The sequence below is a fragment of the Bacillus sp. FSL K6-6038 genome (assembly GCF_038050455.1).
Lineage (GTDB): Bacteria > Bacillota > Bacilli > Bacillales > Bacillaceae_G > Bacillus_A > Bacillus_A pseudomycoides.
Map to the genome: position 1 here is coordinate 1,120,158 of NZ_JBBOUH010000001.1, position 19,928 is coordinate 1,140,085.

Genomic DNA, 19,928 nt, shown 5'->3' on the forward strand with positions numbered 1-19,928 from the left:
TTATTCATGTGGCCTATTTTGCCAGCAATCTATTATTTACCTGACATTTTGCTTAAACAAGATACGATACATGAGCCACTGGAAATAGAAAAAATGTGGGAACATGAAGCTGAACAACTAAATGAAGCTAATGAGAATACAATCAATGAAAAGCTCGGTAAGATACAAGGACATTATCCGAAAGCTGAGCTGTTTTGGGTCGATAAAGCGGGGAAAACCCATGTGATCAATCAGCGTATCGTAGAGATTCCTGATCAATGGACACCTTTGAACCTCATCAACTATCTCGATAGGAAAAGGCAACAAGATATATTCACTGTGACAGCTACGATTGGTAAAGATGGTGAACAAGGATTTATGGTATTTCATATCCCAAAATCTATTACGACGCTTGCGATTCAGCCAGTAAATGGAGATCTCTTTTTAATCCTTATTATTTTTGTCGTAGGTGTTTCGATTGTAGTGGTATCTGTGTTGTTTTTTTTAAGTATTCGCAAAAGACTTGTACAACTTCAAAGCGCAATGTCAGATACCGTAAATGATGGAATACCTGATAAGGTTACAGTCAATAACAGTGATGAGATTGGACAATTGGAAAAAGCCTTTAACAGGATGATCAATCAGTTAAAAGACAGCCGGAAGCGCGAGAAGGAAGAAGAGTATCTACGAAAACAATTGATTGCGAATATCTCTCACGATTTACGGACTCCTTTAACCGTTATTAGACAGCATGCCTACTCCATTCAGAATAACCCCTCATCCTTAAAAGCAACCGCATCGGTACAAATTATCGTCAACAAACTAAATGATGTTGGAAAATTACTTGAAAATCTTCTTACTTACACATTACTTTCAGCTGGAAAGTATCCATTAGAGAAGACAAACATAGATGTGATTGAAGAGTTACGTAGTGCTGTCGCCGAGTGGTATCCGGTTTTTGAGAAAGAAGGCTTTGAAGTGAATGTCCATTTGGCTGACTGTTCATTGATTTGGGAGGTGGATCCTCTCTGGCTGCGTAGTATATTGGATAACCTGTTTCAAAATGTCATTAGGCATGCCAGTTCTGGCGGATATATTTGTGTAGAAACAATTGATCGTGACGGCGACTTATTTATGGTCATCAGAGATAAAGGGCGGGGAATGGAGCACCACTCAGAAGCAAAAGGAGCGGGCATCGGGCTATCCATCGTTTCACTCATGACCAGGGAAATGGATGTTTTTTGGGAGGTATCCAGTTCTCCGCAAGGTACATGGCATTATTTAAGGCAAAAATTAAACTAGATTTAAACTTGAGGTCACCTCGATTTTCCATTCGCTCAATACAATGGATATCGAGGTGATTTTTTATGAGAGTTAAAAAAAGAAAGGGGCTGTGAGCAGGTTAGTGTCAAATTTGGATGCATGTGTATACAAAAAAACGGGGTAGATCAGTCTCAAGAAAATAATAGGAAAGGGTGTTTTTTGAGTGGATTCAAAGACTTCCATTGACAAATCTAACGTGGATACAAATTCTGCATTGCCTTCACCAAAGAAAAGAGAAGGAATGAGCCTAAAGCGATGGCCATCTTGGATTGGGTATATAGCCATTGCTTGGTCAGCCATTTATGGATCGATGCATCTTTACTGGTTGCTTGGAGGAGAGGGGTATCCTTTTAAGAATGAAGATGGTATGGATTTGTTTGCTGGAAAGGTTACTTATCTTCCGTCCCAGGTTGGAGGTATCATATTTGTTGTTCTTTGTCTGATAGGTATATTGGTTGGATTTTCAATGAGGAAGCCAGTGGAAAAGACTTTCCAACAGCGGCTTATCCTCATTTATGCCTGGGGGTGGGCGGCTGCTTTACTCCTCTTTGTACCGGATGCCAGTCTGATTGCGGCCATGGCTTATGCTTTTTTATTAAAATTTAAATTTGACTGGCTGATGCTCAATCAAATTATATGTGTTCTAGGAGGAATATCTTTGGGGTTTTTCGCTGTAGCTTATCGAAGAAAAATACGCCATGCATGTGAATATTGCGGAAGGAAAGCGGACGGGAAAACATCTCTTCTCATGCGATGGAGTCGATGGATTACCTATCTTGCGGCTCTTGCTCCTATTCCATACGCAATTACGCGCTATGCTTGGGCATTGAAAATCCCGCTAGGAATTGACGCGAAGTTTTTGCAGGACTTTTCAAATGTTAACCCAGCGCATCATATTACTGAATGGGCTTTCGGATCGATATGTATCGCCGGTAGTATTCTTACGCTGGGTTTGATCCAAAAATGGGGTGAAACCTTCCCGCGATGGTTCCCATTCGTTAACGGTAAAAGGGTGCCAATCCTGCTGGCGGTGATTCCAGCATCGTGTGTAGCGATTGCTGTAACCGCTGCTGGCTTCACCTTTACTTTCGCTTTTATCGCGGTTAAACTTCACCTCGTGTCTACAGATAATATTTTGTTGAGTCACATTTGGGGTTCAATAGGGCCAATGCTTTTATGGATTCTCTGGGGAATAGCGCTAGGTCTTGCTTCTATCGCTTATTATTATCGTAGACGAGGTCAATGTAGTTACTGTGGTAGAAATGAAGTGGAAAGTATTTCAAGATAAAAGGGCGATGAGTTCGTGGAAGACAGAGAAAAAAGCTGTAGCTTCTCCTCAATCGAAGTTACAGCTTTTTTGTTTAAGCTAACACATCAAAAGTAGTCACAAAAGAAGGTCTTGAAAAAATGCTTTTTTGCGGCTCTGCATTTGTTTGTGCAGGGCGTTTTTTATGTGCATTTTCGAAAGAACGTGACTCTGTCCAATCTTTAAAGTTTTGTTCATTTTCCCACATTGTCATAATGACATATGTATCGTTACTTAATGGGCGAAGAACGCGGATTGCTTGGAAACCAGGCTCATTTTCAATCAGTCCTGCACGGTTTTTGAAACGATTTTCAAAAACAGGACGGCCTTCATCTGTAACAGAAATGTTGTTACACACAATATAGCCAGGTTGTCCTTTAAATTCCCCGACAGCATCTAGCACGTCATATTGAAGTGATCCTTCTACAGTTTCCTCGGTATTTTCTTTATAAAACATATCTTTCTCATCATTCTTTGCAGTGAAATGTGGTTGTTCTAGAGGTGTTTCGTATGAAATAATCGCTTTCATTGTAATGCCCCCTTTATGAGTTTAGTTTCATTATAGCAACTCTTACAAAAAACTTCGAAGATTATATACATAAAGATAATCGTTTTTCAAATAATAAACATACCATCATTTGGAAAGAAGGACGATGTATGAAGAAAATAAAGTGGAGCCTAATGGGCGGCGTAGCAGTGTTTGTAGTGGCGATTGTATTCTATAAACTGATTGTGTTAGCTGGTGGTTATATAATGGATGAAAAACGGCTTGTTTTCCACTCTTCATCACGTATCGTTGATCAGCGAGGAAAAGAAATTACGAAGTTATATGTAGAAAATAGAGAGCTTGTACCAATTGAGCGAATTCCAAAACATGTAGCAGAGGCGTTTATAGCTGTAGAAGACGCTAGATTTTATGAACATTATGGAATCGATTACCCTTCTGTGTTTCGCGCGTTGTATAAAGACATTTTAGCAGGAGAGAAAGTGGAAGGCGGAAGTACAATTACGCAGCAGTTAGTTAAAAATGTTTTTTTAACTCATGAAAAAACATTTACACGTAAATTAAAAGAAGTGGCAATCGCTCTTCAATTGGAACATAAATATACGAAGCAACAGCTTCTTGAAATGTATATGAATCATATTTATTTTGGTCATGGTGCTTACGGGATTCAAGCAGCGGCGAAATTGTATTTTAATAAAGATGTAGAAAAATTAACAGTTGAAGAAGGGGCGATGCTTGCAGGTCTTCCGAAAGCACCGAATGGATATTCTCCCTTTTTATATCCAGAAAAGAACAAAGAGCGCCGTGATTTAGTTTTATCTCTTATGCATAAACAAGGATATTTATCAGCTGAGGAGAGTGTTCGTTACCAAGGAAAGACAATTGCTCTTTATAAAAGTTTAGATGAGCGAGAACTTGCTTATATACCATATGTGGATATGGTTGTAGATGAAGCAGCACAGTTATATGGTTTGTCACATCAAGAAGTGCTTCGCGGAGGATATACATTTATTGTATCTATGGATGAAAAAATTCAAAAAGTAGCTTATGATCAATTTCAAGATGCACGAAATTTTCCAGGTAAAGAAAACGGGGCACAAGGTGCTTTTTTATTAATGGATAATGCAACTGGAGGAATTAAAGCCGCAATTGGCGGAAGAGAGTATGTCCCAAGAGGATTTAATAGAGTGTTTGCGAAAAGACAGCCAGGGTCTGTTTTAAAGCCGCTCATTGTGTATGCACCAGCGCTGGAAACAAAAAAATATAATCCGTATTCTTTATTAACAAACGAGCAAACATCTTTTGAAGGGTATGAACCACGAAATTATAATCATAGGTATTCAAAAGAAGTAACGATGTATGATGCACTCTTAGAATCGGCGAATGTACCGGCTGTATCTTTATTACGTGAAATGGGTGTAGAGCAAGGGAAGCAATATTTAGAGAAGGGAAATATTCATATTGCAGAATCTGGTTTAAGTACGGCACTTGGCGGACTTAAAGAAGGGGTCTCTCCATTTGAACTTGTAAAGATGTACCGTGCGTTCTTAGCGAATGGAAAAATTATTGAGCCGCATGTTATTGAACAGGTACTCGATCGACACGGAAAGGTGATTGGAGAATCACCTAAAAACGAAACGAAAGTTTTTTCAAAACAAACAGCATGGTATATGACAAAAATGTTAGAAGGGGTTGTAAGGGAGGGGACAGCGAGAGCGGGAGTATATAACGGTGCATTAGCTGGGAAAACAGGTACAACGTCACTTCCTAATCAAAGTGAAGGCGCTAGGGATATTTGGTTTGTTGGATATACTCCGAGTTTAGTAGGCGCGGTATGGATTGGGTATGATCGTACGGATAAAGAACACCAACTTTATGATGGAAAGCTATCTGCAACAGAATTATTTAAAAAGATTTTAACGAAGGCAAATGTACAAGATAATTCAAATTTCAAGCGGCCAAAAGGTGTCGAAACAATTGGAAAACCAATCCGCCTAAGTAAAATTGAGAACGTGGAAGCACAGTTATCTTTTAGTCCATTTAGCTTGTTTACTGCAAAATTACACTGGACTCCACTTCCCGATAAACGGGTTGTATATAGAATCTATAAAGTAGAACAAGGGAAGCATATTCACGTTGGAACGGTAAAAGGGATTGGTGAGTATGAGGAAAAGTTTATTAACATATTCTCTAAACCAAGCTTTTATGTAGTTCCGTACAATCCACAAACAAATCGAGAAGGAGAAAAGACAAAAGTAGCTAAACCGTAATTTTTGCTTGTGATATAATAAGAATGTTATGAAAATAGTAAGCGGTTTTACGAGCGTTTGTGTCAATTTCATGAACAACGTACATAATGTTATGCATTTTGTTTTTACAAGCTGTATAGTAAAAAAAGATAAATAATAGGATAGGGTTCGTATAGGTAAGGAAGGGAGCAAGGGTTTTGGTAAGAAATATAAATGAGACATTTTTAAAAGCATGTAAAGGGGAACAAACAGAATATATACCAGCATGGTATATGCGACAAGCAGGGCGTTCACAACCTGAGTATAGAAAGATAAAAGAGAAGTATTCTTTATTTGAAATTACACACAATCCGGAGTTATGTGCATATGTTACAAAGCTTCCAGTTGATCAATATAATGTAGACGCAGCAATTCTTTATAAAGATATTATGTCACCACTTCCAGCAATTGGCGTTGATGTTGAAATTAAATCTGGGATTGGACCGGTTATTGATAACCCAATTCGTTCTTTACAGGACGTAGAAAAACTTGGTGAAATTCATCCAGAAGAGGATGTTCCATACATATTAGATACAATTCGTTTATTAACAAACGAGATGTTAGATGTTCCGCTAATTGGCTTTTCAGGGGCGCCATTTACATTAGCAAGTTATATGATCGAAGGCGGACCTTCTCGTAATTACCACAAAACGAAGGCGTTTATGTATGCAGAACCGAAAGCTTGGTTTGCTTTAATGGATAAGCTTGCAGATATGGTAGTTACATATTTGAAGGCACAGATCAAAGCAGGGGCAAAAGCAGTGCAAGTCTTTGATTCTTGGGTTGGAACAGTGAATGTAGCAGATTATCGTTTGTTTATTAAACCTGCAATGGAGCGTATTTTCACGGAAGTTCGCACGATGGGCGTTCCGATGATTATGCACGGCGTTGGAGCAGGACATTTAGCAAATGAATGGAATGACTTATCTCTTGATGTAGTCGGACTTGATTGGCGCCTGTCAATTGAAGAAGCGCGTGCACGCGGCATTCATAAAGCAGTACAAGGCAATATGGATCCTTCATTCTTACTTGCACCATGGGACGTTATCAGAGAGCATGTAAAAGGGATTCTCGATCAAGGAATGAAGCAGCCTGGTTATGTATTTAACTTAGGTCACGGTGTATTCCCAGAAGTAAATCCAGACACATTAAAACGCTTGACGACATTTATTCATGAGTATTCTAAAGAACAGTTAGCGAAATAAAGGAGAATAGGTGTATGAAAAAGAAAATTGGTTTGCTTGTAATGGCATACGGCACACCGTATAAAGAAGAAGATATTGAACGGTACTATACGCATATTCGCAGAGGGCGAAAGCCGAGTCCGGAAATGCTGGAGGACTTAACGGAACGCTATCGCGCGATTGGCGGTATTTCTCCTTTAGCTACTATTACATTAGAACAAGCGAAAAAAGTAGAAAAGCGTTTAAACGAAATGCAGGATCATGTGGAATTCCACATGTATCTTGGCTTAAAACATATAGAACCTTTCATTGAGGATGCTGTGAAAGAAATGCATAATGATGGGATTGAAGAGGCAATTGCCCTTGTTCTTGCTCCGCACTATTCTACGTTCAGCGTAAAGTCCTATGTCGGCCGGGCGCAAGAAGAAGCAGATAAGCTTGGAAACTTAACAATTCATGGTATCGATAGCTGGTATAAAGAACCGAAGTTTATCGAGTATTGGGTAAACGAAGTGAAAAAAATATATGATGGTATGGCAGAAGAAGAACGTGAAAAAGCAGTGTTAATCGTGTCTGCGCATAGTTTACCAGAGAAAATTATTGCGTTAGGTGATCCTTACCCAGAACAGTTAAATGAAACAGCTGATTATATTGCACGTGGTGCGGAAGTTCGAAACTATGCAGTCGGTTGGCAAAGTGCTGGAAATACACCGGACCCATGGATTGGGCCAGATGTACAAGATTTAACGAGAGAGCTACATGAAAAGTATAACTACACTTCATTTGTATATGCACCGGTTGGATTTGTAGCTGAACATTTAGAAGTGTTATATGACAATGATATTGAATGCAAAATCGTTACAGAAGAAATTGGAGCAAAGTATTATCGTCCAGAAATGCCAAATGCATCAGATTCATTTATTTCTTGTTTAGCAGATGTAGTGTTAAAGAAACAAATGGATGTTTCGTAATACCTTGGGAAAGGAGGAGCCGTTTTGAAGAAGAAAGTTGTTATCATCGGTGGTGGAATTACAGGTTTAACAACAGCGTATTACTTACAAAAAGAAATTCGCGAAAAAGGATTGCCGATTGATACATTGTTAATAGAAGCATCGGGTAAACTTGGAGGGAAAATTCAAACCGTTCGAAAAGATGGATTTACAATTGAGCGTGGTCCAGATTCTTTCTTAGAAAGAAAAGAGAGTGCAGCTAGACTAGCAAGAGAACTCGAACTTGGAGATGAGCTTGTAAACAATGCAACTGGTCAATCATTTGTTCTCGTGAACAATCGATTACATAAGATGCCGAGCGGATCTATGATGGGCATTCCAACGCAAGTTACCCCGTTTCTATTTTCAGGATTGTTCTCTCCGATTGGTAAAGTAAGAGCAGGTTTTGATTTTGTATTGCCACGTTCAAAACCTATTTCTGATCAATCACTTGGTCAATTTTTCCGTCGTCGTCTAGGAAATGAAGTGGTTGAAAACTTAATCGAACCATTGTTATCTGGAATTTATGCGGGGGATATTGATCAAATGAGTTTAATGGCCACGTTCCCACAATTTTATCAAGTGGAGCAAAAATATCGTAGTATTTCACTAGGTATGCGTACGTTGGCTCCGAAGAAAATAAAAGATGTAAAGCCGAAAGGGATCTTTTTAACATTAAAAACAGGCTTACAATCCATTGTAGAAAAAATAGAAGAGCAGCTAGAAGATGGAACTGTTGTGAAGGGCACTCGCATTGAAAAAGTTGCAAAAATGGGTGATGGTTATCATATTACACTAAGTAATGGAAAAGAAATTGAGGCGGATTCCATCGTTGTTGCTGCGTCTCATAAAGTATTGCCATCTATGTTTGCACAGTATAAAGAGTTCCGCTTCTTCCGCAATATTCCATCAACATCGGTTGCGAATGTTGCACTCGCTTTTCCGAAAGAAGCAATCAAGCGTGATATTGATGGTACGGGCTTCGTTGTATCTCGAAATAGTGATTTTTCTATTACAGCATGTACGTGGACACATAAGAAGTGGCCGCATACAACACCAGAAGGAAAAGTTCTTCTTCGTTGTTACGTTGGGCGTCCTGGTGATGAAGCAATCGTAGAGCAAACAGATGAAGAAATTGTTCAATTTATATTAGAAGATTTGCAAAAAACAATGGATATTAAGGCAGATCCAGACTTTACTGTTGTAAGCCGCTGGAAAGATGCAATGCCGCAATATACAGTGGGACATAAAGAACGTATGACAAAGTTAAAAACATTTATGGATAAAGAATTACCGGGTGTTTATTTAGCAGGTAGTTCTTATGCTGGATCTGGTCTTCCAGATTGTATTGATCAAGGTGAGGCGGCAGTCAGGCATGTGTTGTCTTATTTAGAAAAAATAGATGAAGCGGAATTAATTGCGCAATGATGAAACAGACCACCTTTAAATTAGAAGGTGATCATACTTTTTCTAACCTATTTTGCGAAGCATAAAAGTGATTATTAAGTTAACAGGCGCTTTTTTAATAATAATCGCAAGAAATGATTAAACTTTTCTATAAAAATCAAAAACATAATTTAAAGAATTAACTCCATTTTGAACAATCTTTATTCAAAATGGAGTTTTTACGTTAGTTGCTAAATTAGGGTTTGTGATTTCATTTAATCAATTCCCCCTATATAAACAGAACTAGAGTGATTACCTGTATGAAAGTTTTTAATAAGTTTCCGAATGCCAATAGGAAACAGAGGATAATGTAATAAGTCATTTATTTTTAACGCAGTATTACGTTCAGTGCTGCAGCTGCTTTTGGCCATCCGGCGTAAAAGGCTAAATGTGTTATGAGAGTGATGATTTCTTGTTGGTTCATTCCGTTTTTTTCGGCTAGTTGTAGATGAAATGGTAGTTGTTCAGTATTACCAATACTAATTAAAGCAGAAAGTGTAATGAAACTTCTTTCTTTTGGTGTTAAAGCAGGGTCTCTCCATACCTTTTCGAATAACACATTTTCACTATAATCAACAAAATTGGGAGCAGTATCCCTCATTTTCTTTGAAATATTGAGTTCGATACGATCATTCATGATTCTTTTTCTCCTTCATTGTAACCATTTGGGCTATTCCCTGACCAAATGACCAATTTTCAGCAGATGTTTCATTCAATGTAATAAAAATATTAGTTGTAGAGATGTTTAAATGGTCATAAAAAGCTTCTGAGATTGATTGATACAAATTTCTTTTTTGCTGTATTGTTCGTTCAGGTCCACATGTAATAGAAACATGTATCATTTTATCTGTTCTCTTTTTCTCCTCTTCTAAGAGATAATGCGGGTCGTAAAAAAAATGATTGGGTGGGTAGGGTAAAAACATGTGAAAGTAATCATTTTCTGGAATGCTAAAATGTTCAATTAATGAATAGTGAATACGATTGCTTACTCTTTTTAACTCTTCTCTATGCAATTGACCGTCTGGATAATAAACAGTAACAAATGGCATATATTCACTCCCTTTCTTATGGATTTATTTTACTGCTGTGATTTTGATTTGTATAATTGAAAATATATAATACAATTATCAATAAAACCGATAGAGATTAGGTGTGAAAATGGAAATAAAAGAGTTAAAAACGTTCAAAATGATTGTCCAGGAAGGAACTTTTTCACTTGCGGCCAAAAAATTAAACTATGCTCAATCAACCGTAACAACACATATAAAAAAACTCGAAAATGAACTTGGTTTTCTTCTATTTGAACGTGGATGGGATGCTCGGTTAACAGAGGAAGGCATTTTATTTGCAGAGGAAGTAGATAACTTATTAATGCATTGGAATTATTCAATATCTCAAGCGCAGCGTATAAGTAATGAGGAGAAAGGAACATTAAGAATCGGGATATTAGAATCTGTTGCAGAAAAATTAATTCCCCCCATATTAAAATATTTAAACGATGAGAAACCGTACATACATTGTGATTTTGTTGTAGGAAACACAGCGCTTTTATCACAAATGATAGAGCAAAATAAGATTGATTTTGCTGTTTGTGCAAACAACGAAAATATTTCTAATCTAAATTTCACCCCACTTAGCAAAGAACAAATCGAATTTATAGTCAATAACCCGAATCATCCAGTATTAAAAAAAGAGTCAGTTGAAATATCTGATATCATTCATTATCCAATCTTGATTGGAGAAAATAGTTGTAATTATTACAAAGCTGTAAACTCTTTCTTAGTAGAAAACAATGTATCTTTTCAAAGAGTCTACAATTGTAGTGCGGTACATCTCATTCCACAAATGGTTTTTGGAAATGCCATAGGTATTCTCCCTAAGGGAACGGTCTTAAAACAAAGTAATATATCATTTAAGATTAAAGGGTTTAATCCTAAAGTGCCTATAGGATTATTAATTTCTTCTAAAAAAAGAAACTATTTGAGCCAAACAAAACAACAACTTATGAAACTAATTGAATCGTTGTTGTTATAAATACACATATTGTTTTAGGAGAGGGGAAAAACGTATCTTCTGTTCAAGTGAGGTTTCAAACAAAGTCCCTTTTGAAAAACTAAAGGGGCTTTGTTTAAAATTTATAACTTTTTTAAAAAACGAATGAATTTCTTTAAGCTTTGCGGTTGTTGTTTTCTACGCTTAATCACAAAGTCAATTTTGACTGTTTCAGGTAGTTCTTCATAATGAATCGCTTTTGTCTTTGTTCGGCTATATGCCACATTAGCCGGTATAATCGTAATACCAAGTCCATTTTGAGTAGCTTGCACGATAGACTCAAGTGAATCAAATTCCATTATCGTTTTCGGATTAAAGGCATGGTCCTTACAGTAATCTAATAGCTTTTTTCTATAGATACAATTTGGATCACTGTTTACAAGTAAAGTTTGATGATGCTTCGTTTCAATTTGAGTATGTTGTGGTGAAATGAGTATGATATTTTCATAATAACTGTACACACTTTCGAATTGTGAATCATTATATAAACCGCTTATGAAAATCCCATCAAGTTCTCCATACAAAAGCATTTCTTGTAACTTTGCGTTATCAGTCGTTTTTATTTTTACATCCATATTTTTATAGCATGCCAAAAAAGAAGAGAATAGCTGAGGCACTTTCACCGCGGAAATGGTTTGTGATGCTCCAATTGCTAAAGATTCTCTCCATTTCTGAGGGTTTATTTTTGATTTTGCCTCATTCATTAAAAGCATAATTTCATTTGTGTAATCTAATAACACTATTCCTTCTTCCGTTAATGTGACACCTCTATTATTACGCTTTAATATTTTAACGCCTAATTCATCTTCTAAATTTTTAATGCGCTGGCTTATATTCGGTTGTACATATCCTAATTTCTCAGCAGCTCTAGATATTGATTGTAGTTCTGCAACATGTTTAAAAATCCATAAGTCATGGCTTTCCAAGAATAGATCCCTCCACTAGGTATCATTTAAAATGATATCGGCTTCATTATTCAGTATTATACTCCTCAAATGAACGAAGATAAAATGAAATGGAATCAGATACAGTGGGGAGATTTTAAAATGGACATAAAAGATAAAGTAGTTATTATAACAGGTGGCGGTACGGGTATCGGAAAGGCTACTGCTTTGAAGTTAGCTAGTTTAGGAGCAAAAGTTGTGATTAATTATAGTCGTTCAGAAAAAGAAGCGTTAGAAGCAGTGAATGAAATAAAGCAGCGAGGAGGTACAGCGATCACTTTGAAAGCAAATGTAGCACAAAAAGAAGAAGTGGAGGCGATGGTATCTCAAACTGTTCATTTTTTTGGAACAGTAGATTGTTTAGTGAATAATGCGAGTATAACAGCTCAAATACCGATGGATGACCTAGAGTCCGTAACGGATCAAGTGTGGGATTCTCTTTTCAGTGTAAACGTGAAAGGGATGTTTCATTGTATAAAAGCTGTTGTTCCTTATATGAAGAAGCAAAAATCAGGTGCGATTGTGAATATGGGGAGCGTTGCAGGGATAACGGGACTAGGATCATCTATACCGTATGCAGCAACAAAATCAGCCATTCATACGATGACAAAGTCGCTCGCTATTGCATTAGCACCTGACATCAGAGTAAATAGTATTTCTCCTGGTGCAGTTCATACGAGATGGTGGTCAGGTAATGAGGAGAAGATGTACCAACTTGCGGGAAATCTACCACTTCAAAGAATTTCAACACCAAATGATATTGCAGAGGCTATCCTTTTTCAATTGACTCAGGAATCTATTACGGGACAGGTATTTACAATTGATAATGGACAGACGCTTTAATAGTATTAGCAACTTAATAGAAAGGTGTATTTTAAGAAGTGACAGTAAAGTGTGTATTGTTTGAAACGAAATGGATTGAACAATGAGAAAAACAATCTTAATGTATTTATATAATTAGAAGAGGATACTATGTTCCACATGAGGACATAGTATCCTCTTTCTTTGCAAGCTATACACCGTTTATTAATTAACAAGAAATTCAAAAATAATCATTTCAGTGTTAATAAAATCTTTATAAATACCCATTACCATAAAGATAAGTTCACTAAAAGGAGTTGATTGTTAATGGGTGTATTATCAGCAGTAAGTTTAATAATTTCTATGGTTAGTTTCATTTTCTCAATAGCTTTGCTTATTAACGAAGTAGTTTTTAAGGGAGTAAGGAAAATGAAGGAAATAAAGTTAAGACCAATTCTTATACTTTTTATTACGTATTTTTTATTTTTTGTATTGTTTCTTGTGTTTCAAAATAGGTAAATGTTAAAAGGCACTTGAAAAATATTATCGGAGTTCATGTAGGGCGATGAATTATCATGTGATATAGTTTAGTTAAATACTGGTTAATTTTGGACTATTCAATCGTACAATTCAAAGAGGTGATTTGCTAATGAATGGATATACTATTTTAATTATTGAGGATGATCACGCCATCGGTTCCATGTTACAAGAGATATTAAAAGGAGAAGGGTATCATGTACTTTGGATAACTGATGGTCAAAGAGTCCTAAAAGAAGTAAAATACGCTGATCTTATAATAATCGATATCATGTTACCAGGTGAAAACGGGTATGAAATATCAGAGAAATTGAAGGCGAATGGATATTCACTTCCGATTTTATTCCTTACAGCCCGAAGTGATATAGATAGTAAATTAAAAGGGTTATCTCTTGGAGAAGACTACTTGGTAAAGCCGTTTGACCCACGTGAACTATTAGCAAGGATACACTTGATACTTAAGAATAAATACGGTTTATTTACTCAAATTCAAAATATATACGTTGATGCAGTTGGTTGTAAAATATTTAAACAAAACATACATTCTGAAATAAAATTGACAGCAACAGAAAGGAAGCTGTTTTTTTACTTATATGAAAATAGAGACAGAATTTTAACTAGGGAACAGATATTCAATTATTTATGGCCATTAGAGTATTCTAAAAACAGTGTATTAAATGTTCATATTAAAAAAATCAGAGAGAAAATTTTGGATGAAAATAATGATATTATTGAAACAGTTCATGGAGAAGGGTACAGATTAAATACCCTTAATCACGGATGAGTCTTAAGAAAAAATATTACTTGTTATTAGCAGCTATAGTCTTTTTTGTACCAATTTTATATTTACTAACTAACCTCATTCTGTTTTTACTTTATTTAGTTATATCAACAGTTTTTTACTTAGAACAGCCGTATAATCAAACATTAATTTATTCAAGCATATTTGGAGTGTTCTTTGGATTACTGATTTTATTAATCGTAATATCTTCTAAATCAATTAATCATATTTTGCGACAAATCAACGAAATAAATAAAACAATCAAAAAGATATCTCAAGACAAAAAGTTACCTGAAAAGTTACCAGTAAGAAAAAATGATGAGATTGGTTGGCTAGCTGAATCAATCAACATACTAATTGATCGTTTAGCTCATAAAGAACTTATGTTAAACACAGAGTTATCCTTTAAAAAAGAGTATTTAAATAAATTGTCTCATGATATTAATACACCTTTAACAGCAATGAGATTAGAGCTATTTTTGTTTCAAAAGAATGGGATGCTGGAAGAAAAATCTGTTTCATCGCTCTATCAACAAATTGAGTATATTTCAAAATTAGTAAATCAATTGAACCAAGAAGATTTAGAGTCTGTTAAAAAATCCTATATAATTTATGAAAACGTTGATATAGCAAACTTAATGGAAAAAATAATTAAGAAATGGACATATATATATAATAATAAAAATATAGAGATTAAATATATGGTTAAGGATGAGAAACTTGTTTGGCGCAGTAACGAATTATGGATAGAAAGAGTACTTGATAATGTATTTCAAAATACACAACGTCATTCAAAGGCGAGTTCTATTCATGTAATGATAGAAAATGGTGCTATTGTTATACAAGATAATGGAATAGGGTTCAATGTGAGGGACTCTCATCAAGGGCTAGGCGTTTTAATAATTAAAGAAGCATGCGAGATATTAAATATTAAATGTGAGTTGTCTTCAAATGATAAGGGTACTAAATATGTATTTAAAAGATAACCATATTAAAAATAATATAGAGCTTACACATTTCCTAGATACACGTAAAAGGCTATCATAATAATATTAGTCATGGCTATTATTATGATAGCCATGACTTTTTACAATTTAGTCTAGATAAATCTTTTAAGAGTGCTTTTGCTGTTATAATACTCTCTTTCATACTCACGAGGTTGCTTAGTAGGTTGGTCATTCAGCGCAATGGATGGTAATGAATTTGCATCAAATATAAGGTCGTAGAGAAAAGATAAGACCAAAACGCTACAGAATATATAGATGAACATTTCTCTTCACTTCTTTCTGTATGATTCTTACTTTTATTGTAAGAAAATCAGCTATCAATAAAATCCATAAAAGGAATGGAATACTGTAAGAAAATAGTAGGGGAATCATAATAGAAATCTCATACGGAAGTATGAGATTAATTTTTTGTGAAATTTGTCGAATTTTAAGTTCTTTATAAAGAATTTTTTGTTATGATAATACATGCTAAGAGAATATTAAAATTAGGGGAGGACGATGAATTTGAAGAAACTAGTAAGTATCTTGCTATCATTTATACTACTGATTTCATTTACTGGAACTTTAGTAAAAGCAGAAGAACGTTCTGCATTGTCTGTGCAGGATGCGATTCAAATGTTTAAGCAGCAAGGAAGCAGTAAAGGGGTAGTGGAAGGGTATATTGTTGGATATACAGAAAGCTCTTCTAAGTATACGAAGGATCCAGCGAAGTTTGGAGATACGAATGTAGCGATAGCAGATTCGCCAAATGAGACGGATCCAGAGAAAATTATGCCTGTTCAGTTGCCAAAAGGTGACGTGAGAACAGCAGTGAATGTAAAGGATCATCCTGAAAATGTTGGGAAGAAAGTTCAATTAACAGGGACGCTTGAGCTCTATTTTAGTAGCCCTGGTTTAAAATCCGTAACAGCTTATAAGTTTCAAGGGGAAACACCACATCGTGTGAGCGATGTTACGGCATCACCAAATGGTGGAGAGGTTGAAAAGGGAACAGCGGTGACATTAACAACAAATACAGAAGGGGCAACAATCTATTATACGTTAGATGGATCTGTTCCTACGAATAAAAGTATTCGTTATAATGAACCGATTGTTTTAAATGAAAACAGTGTTCTAAAAGCAATTGGAGTAAAAGAAGGTCTTTCATCTTCAGCCGTTGCTACTTTTTCTTTTACGGTTGTAAAAAATGAGCAAGTTCGTATTCATGATATTCAAGGTGCATCACATATTTCTCCTTATAATGGGAAAAAAGTACGAAATGTAGAAGGTATTGTAACAGCGCTAGATAAGAATGGATTTTATATGCAAGACTCGCAGCCTGATAATGATCCTGCAACTTCAGAAGGGATTTATGTATATAAAAAAGAGGCAAATGTAGCTGCTGGAGATCTTGTTCAAATTGATGGAGAAGTCGAAGAGTTTATTGGATCTGGATATGCTGACAGATTTGATACAGATTTATCCATCACAGAAATTAAAGCAAGCAATATTGCTGTGAAAGCAAATAATCAACAATTGCCATCTGCGATTGTATTAGGTGAAAATGGCGTAAAGATTCCTGATCAAATTATTGATAATGATGCATTTGGTGTATTCGATCCAAATGAAGATGCAATTGACTTTTATGAGAGTTTAGAAGGTATGCGTGTTACAATGCCGACTCCTCAAATTGTTGGACCGCAGAAAAATGGGAATTTATATGTAACAGTTGCAAATGGTGGAGATAAAGTAACTACGAAATATGGAACGCCGTTATTAGGCGAGAACCAATTCAATCCAGAGCGTCTATCTTTAAAAGTACCTCGTGATTATGTAGCGAAAGCAGGAGACAAGTTTACTGGAGATATAACAGGTGTAGTCGGGTATGACTATGGTGCGTATCGAATTTCACCAGTAACAGAATTACCATCAGTAACAGATGGTGGATTTAAACAAGTAGGGGCAAATATTCAGCCTCGCCTTGGAAAATTAACAGTAGCAACATATAACATTGAAAACTTTTCAGCGAATGCAAAAGAAACATCTGATGAAAAGGTAAAAGCAATTGCTTATTCTATTAAATATAATTTAAAGATGCCAGATATTATTGGTGTACAAGAAATGCAAGATAATAATGGATCAATCAATGATGGAACAACAGATGCTTCATTAAGTGCTAAGCGAATTATTGATGCGGTACAAGAGATTCGTGGACCAAAATATGAGTATGTAGAAGTTGCTCCGCAAAATAATCAAGATGGAGGAGCGCCAGGAGCGAACATTCGCGTTGGTTTCTTCTATAATCCATCACGTGTGAAATTGGCAGATAAGCCAAAGCTATTAGAAACAAATCCAACGCGCATAGGACAAGAAAATTCGCTGTTTGATAATACTCGTAAACCGTTAGCTGCGGAGTTTACATTCCAAGGACAAAATATCGTCGTTGTTTCAAATCACTTAAATTCAAAACTTGGTGATGCGACGCCGTTTGGGAAAATTCAACCACTTGTATTAAAGAGTGAAGAGAAACGAATTCAGCTTGCACAAGAAGCAAACAATTTTGTAAAAGAAATTCAAAAACGAGATGTGAATGCACCAGTTGTTATAGTTGGTGATATGAATGACTTCGAATTCTCGAAACCACTGCAAGCATTAAAAGCAGAAAACATGCAAGATATGTTAGAAACGGTTTCGAAAGAAAATCGTTACACGTATATTCATGACGGAAATGCACAAGTATTAGATCATATTTTAGTAACAAATAATATTGCACCGCATACAGTTGTCGATCCGGTACATTTAAATTCAAACATTATGAAAGAACATGGCCGTGTAAGTGACCATGATCCAGTGCTTGCGCAAATTGATTTAAAAAAAGCTTCCTAAGTATAAATATCCCTCAGCATAATTGCTGTGGGATATTTTACATTACATACTAACTGATTTTTGAATCGATTTTTTACACCGGATTCTTTTTTGAAGTCTCCGCATATATTTTTTCCGATCTTTCTGTACACCTTTCATATACATAAATAAACTAATTCCAAAAAATACGGTGCATTGCATGATTAAAATGTAAGGCGACATTCCTTGGAGCGGCTGTTTTGGGTCGTATAAATGAATAGGTGCTCCTCCAATCGTAGGGAATACGATATTTAAAACAACATATGGTAGAGAGGTTATAGCAAAAGGGCATAGAATTGCCATGTAATCTTTTCTGGACCATATGGATGCAGAGAGACCCAATACCGCCATAAGACCAGCAAACAAGAAAATAATCCCAATATATAGGGAAATATAAGTAATTGGAGAAGAGAAATACAATGATGCAAACATACCGTTGTCTTTTATAATACTTAAGGCGGGTGTAGGAATACCATCTTGGATTGTCAGCTTACAAAAAAGCAATGAAAATACGAATGGGAGAATATAAAGAAGCCCCCCGCTTAGGAAGGTAACGATATATTTCGTACATACATAGGGAAAAAAGGGAACTTCTTTACTTACAAATGATTTAAATTTATCAGCTTTATCAGAGTTATAGCTTGTACTAAAAGGGAGTGCTGCTAGTACAGGCATTAAAAGCAAATACACATCCATTTCATCATCACGAAAGCCAATCCATTTATAAGCCGTTGCTAAAAGCTCGTCAGGTACCCCTCCTAAATATTTTAAAATATAGAAATAATGATAAATTGAAACAAGAATCAACCAACTAAACAAGAGAGTGAGAGAAATCTTATTTAAAAAGGCTTGTTTTATATGTAAGCTAAGTGCACGTATCATGATTGAAAGAGCCCCCACTATTTTTAATAAATATATCTATGTTCTATATTACTACTAATTGTAAAAAATTTCTTGTTTTTTCAATTGATAATTTGAAAAAGAGGGAAAATTCGTAAAAGATATTGTTTTTGTTGCTTAATATTTGCTAATGGATTTTACTACGTTTCTTGACCTTTTCATTTTCTCCCTTTTTTTGATACACTATGACAGTAGTATCTTAAATAAAGGTCGATGTATAGATTTAAATGTTTTATACTTGGAAATAAATAAAAAGAGAACTTGTAAACAATGGAAAACCGTGATAATATCAAAAATGTACTAATTGACTGGATTACCCAATTGGTCATTTTTGGAGGTGAAGATGTGGCTGTCGATCGAAAACGTTCTATTATTGAAGCTGCAACAAAATCTTTCTCAGCATTTGGTTATAAGGCGACAACAATGGATCAAGTCGCAAAATTAGCGAATGTAGGGAAAGGAACAATTTATACTTTTTTCAAAAATAAAGAAGAATTATTTGGCGAAATTATTTCTAATTTAATTACTGAAATGAAGCAAGTTGCAAAAGAAGCAATTCGTCCAGATGTTTCATTTTTTGAAAATGTACATAGGGCATTATATAACATCTTAGAATTTAGAAAAGAACATCAGCTCATGATTAAACTGATTCAAGAAGAGCGAGATATGGGAACAAAAGAAGTACAAGATGTTATGCAACAAGTAGATGTTGAAATTGTATCTGTTATTCAATCTTATTTAGAAATTGCGATTGAAAAAGGTGAAATTAGTAAGTGTGATCCAGAAATTACGGCGTTTATCATGCTTCGGTTATATGTATCACTTATTTTCGATTGGGAAAAGAATCATGAACCATTAGAAAAGGAAAGAATTGCAGAATTATTTGAACTTTATTTGTTAAAGGGATTGTCAAACTAAGATAATCCTTTTATTATAGTTAAAAATGACCGATTGAACAAATTGGTCATAAGTCCAAAAGGAGGAAGTAGAGAAAAAATCAGAT

17 protein-coding genes are annotated in these 19,928 nt (G+C 35.4%); 12 read left to right on the forward strand and 5 right to left on the reverse strand.

Annotated elements, in window-relative coordinates; genetic code table 11:
* Positions 1-18: 18 nt before the first annotated feature.
* On the forward strand, positions 19-1,281 hold the full coding sequence (locus NSQ40_RS05720; protein WP_258248172.1) for a HAMP domain-containing sensor histidine kinase: 1,263 nt from the start codon (positions 19-21) through the stop codon (positions 1,279-1,281).
* Between the two features lie 184 nt (positions 1,282-1,465).
* Complete coding sequence (locus NSQ40_RS05725) at positions 1,466-2,590, forward strand: hypothetical protein (RefSeq protein ID WP_258248173.1); 1,125 nt, start codon at positions 1,466-1,468, stop codon at positions 2,588-2,590.
* Between the two features lie 73 nt (positions 2,591-2,663).
* Here NSQ40_RS05725 and NSQ40_RS05730 read toward each other — a convergent pair whose 3' ends face one another.
* The gene (locus tag NSQ40_RS05730; protein WP_006093868.1) at positions 2,664-3,137 is read right to left on the reverse strand and encodes an antibiotic biosynthesis monooxygenase family protein; all 474 of its coding nucleotides are present in this window, start codon (positions 3,135-3,137) and stop codon (positions 2,664-2,666) included.
* A gap of 128 nt (positions 3,138-3,265) precedes the next feature.
* Between NSQ40_RS05730 and NSQ40_RS05735 the strand changes: the two genes are divergently transcribed.
* The 4 genes from NSQ40_RS05735 to hemY all read left to right on the forward strand — a co-directional run bounded on the left by NSQ40_RS05735 (position 3,266) and on the right by hemY (position 9,002).
* The gene (locus NSQ40_RS05735; protein WP_033797562.1) at positions 3,266-5,383 is read left to right on the forward strand and encodes a transglycosylase domain-containing protein; all 2,118 of its coding nucleotides are present in this window, start codon (positions 3,266-3,268) and stop codon (positions 5,381-5,383) included.
* A gap of 176 nt (positions 5,384-5,559) precedes the next feature.
* Positions 5,560-6,606, forward strand: a complete 1,047-nt coding sequence (gene hemE / locus NSQ40_RS05740) for a uroporphyrinogen decarboxylase (protein WP_003195782.1) — start codon at positions 5,560-5,562, stop codon at positions 6,604-6,606.
* 14 nt (positions 6,607-6,620) lie between these two features.
* On the forward strand, positions 6,621-7,556 hold the full coding sequence (hemH, locus tag NSQ40_RS05745; protein WP_098101325.1) for a ferrochelatase: 936 nt from the start codon (positions 6,621-6,623) through the stop codon (positions 7,554-7,556).
* Positions 7,557-7,580: 24 nt separating this feature from the next.
* Entirely contained in the window at positions 7,581-9,002 is a 1,422-nt protein-coding gene (gene hemY / locus NSQ40_RS05750; RefSeq protein ID WP_258248174.1) for a protoporphyrinogen oxidase, read from the forward strand.
* A gap of 346 nt (positions 9,003-9,348) precedes the next feature.
* Here hemY and NSQ40_RS05755 read toward each other — a convergent pair whose 3' ends face one another.
* Both NSQ40_RS05755 and NSQ40_RS05760 read right to left on the reverse strand, forming a co-directional pair.
* Entirely contained in the window at positions 9,349-9,657 is a 309-nt protein-coding gene (locus NSQ40_RS05755; RefSeq protein ID WP_033795946.1) for a carboxymuconolactone decarboxylase family protein, read from the reverse strand.
* On the reverse strand, positions 9,650-10,069 hold the full coding sequence (locus NSQ40_RS05760; protein WP_003195789.1) for a tautomerase family protein: 420 nt from the start codon (positions 10,067-10,069) through the stop codon (positions 9,650-9,652). Before NSQ40_RS05760 ends, NSQ40_RS05755 begins: the two co-directional genes overlap by 8 nt.
* Positions 10,070-10,178: 109 nt before the next feature.
* On the opposite strand from NSQ40_RS05760, the gene NSQ40_RS05765 reads away from it, so the two are divergent.
* The gene (locus NSQ40_RS05765) at positions 10,179-11,054 is read left to right on the forward strand and encodes a LysR family transcriptional regulator (protein WP_018766603.1); all 876 of its coding nucleotides are present in this window, start codon (positions 10,179-10,181) and stop codon (positions 11,052-11,054) included.
* A gap of 101 nt (positions 11,055-11,155) precedes the next feature.
* Here NSQ40_RS05765 and NSQ40_RS05770 read toward each other — a convergent pair whose 3' ends face one another.
* Positions 11,156-11,998 (reverse strand): LysR family transcriptional regulator, encoded by an 843-nt coding sequence (locus tag NSQ40_RS05770; protein WP_258248175.1) that lies wholly within the window; start codon positions 11,996-11,998, stop codon positions 11,156-11,158.
* Between the two features lie 120 nt (positions 11,999-12,118).
* Between NSQ40_RS05770 and NSQ40_RS05775 the strand changes: the two genes are divergently transcribed.
* The 4 genes from NSQ40_RS05775 to NSQ40_RS05790 all read left to right on the forward strand — a co-directional run bounded on the left by NSQ40_RS05775 (position 12,119) and on the right by NSQ40_RS05790 (position 18,007).
* Complete coding sequence (locus NSQ40_RS05775; protein ID WP_098159222.1) at positions 12,119-12,859, forward strand: SDR family NAD(P)-dependent oxidoreductase; 741 nt, start codon at positions 12,119-12,121, stop codon at positions 12,857-12,859.
* 607 nt (positions 12,860-13,466) lie between these two features.
* On the forward strand, positions 13,467-14,138 hold the full coding sequence (locus tag NSQ40_RS05780) for a response regulator transcription factor (RefSeq protein WP_018766599.1): 672 nt from the start codon (positions 13,467-13,469) through the stop codon (positions 14,136-14,138).
* The gene (locus tag NSQ40_RS05785; RefSeq protein WP_098802915.1) at positions 14,135-15,121 is read left to right on the forward strand and encodes a HAMP domain-containing sensor histidine kinase; all 987 of its coding nucleotides are present in this window, start codon (positions 14,135-14,137) and stop codon (positions 15,119-15,121) included. The genes NSQ40_RS05780 and NSQ40_RS05785 overlap by 4 nt, the downstream gene beginning before the upstream one ends.
* Positions 15,122-15,640: 519 nt before the next feature.
* Positions 15,641-18,007 carry a DUF6359 domain-containing protein gene (locus NSQ40_RS05790; RefSeq protein ID WP_098188000.1) on the forward strand — a complete coding sequence of 789 codons (2,367 nt, stop codon included), beginning with the start codon at positions 15,641-15,643 and terminating at the stop codon, positions 18,005-18,007.
* Between the two features lie 42 nt (positions 18,008-18,049).
* Here NSQ40_RS05790 and NSQ40_RS05795 read toward each other — a convergent pair whose 3' ends face one another.
* The gene (locus NSQ40_RS05795; RefSeq protein WP_033797564.1) at positions 18,050-18,907 is read right to left on the reverse strand and encodes a hypothetical protein; all 858 of its coding nucleotides are present in this window, start codon (positions 18,905-18,907) and stop codon (positions 18,050-18,052) included.
* Positions 18,908-19,270: 363 nt separating this feature from the next.
* Here NSQ40_RS05795 and NSQ40_RS05800 point away from each other — a divergent pair, with 363 nt between their 5' ends.
* Positions 19,271-19,843: a TetR/AcrR family transcriptional regulator gene (locus tag NSQ40_RS05800; protein WP_018766595.1), complete on the forward strand. Its 573-nt coding sequence runs from the start codon at positions 19,271-19,273 to the stop codon at positions 19,841-19,843.
* The last annotated feature ends 85 nt before the right edge of the window (positions 19,844-19,928 follow it).

Bases quoted from the DNA above. Each gene is read 5' to 3' on its own strand.
- NSQ40_RS05735 (WP_033797562.1), top strand. From the start codon at position 3,266: ATGAAGAAAATAAAGTGGAGCCTAATGGGCGGCGTAGCAGTGTTTGTA.
- NSQ40_RS05790 (WP_098188000.1), top strand. From the start codon at position 15,641: ATGAATTTGAAGAAACTAGTAAGTATCTTGCTATCATTTATACTACTG.
- NSQ40_RS05795 (WP_033797564.1), bottom strand. From the start codon at position 18,907: ATGATACGTGCACTTAGCTTACATATAAAACAAGCCTTTTTAAATAAG.
- NSQ40_RS05785 (WP_098802915.1), top strand. From the start codon at position 14,135: ATGAGTCTTAAGAAAAAATATTACTTGTTATTAGCAGCTATAGTCTTT.
- NSQ40_RS05755 (WP_033795946.1), bottom strand. From the start codon at position 9,657: ATGAATGATCGTATCGAACTCAATATTTCAAAGAAAATGAGGGATACT.
- NSQ40_RS05780 (WP_018766599.1), top strand. From the start codon at position 13,467: ATGAATGGATATACTATTTTAATTATTGAGGATGATCACGCCATCGGT.
- NSQ40_RS05775 (WP_098159222.1), top strand. From the start codon at position 12,119: ATGGACATAAAAGATAAAGTAGTTATTATAACAGGTGGCGGTACGGGT.
- NSQ40_RS05765 (WP_018766603.1), top strand. From the start codon at position 10,179: ATGGAAATAAAAGAGTTAAAAACGTTCAAAATGATTGTCCAGGAAGGA.
- NSQ40_RS05730 (WP_006093868.1), bottom strand. From the start codon at position 3,137: ATGAAAGCGATTATTTCATACGAAACACCTCTAGAACAACCACATTTC.
- NSQ40_RS05760 (WP_003195789.1), bottom strand. From the start codon at position 10,069: ATGCCATTTGTTACTGTTTATTATCCAGACGGTCAATTGCATAGAGAA.
- hemH (WP_098101325.1), top strand. From the start codon at position 6,621: ATGAAAAAGAAAATTGGTTTGCTTGTAATGGCATACGGCACACCGTAT.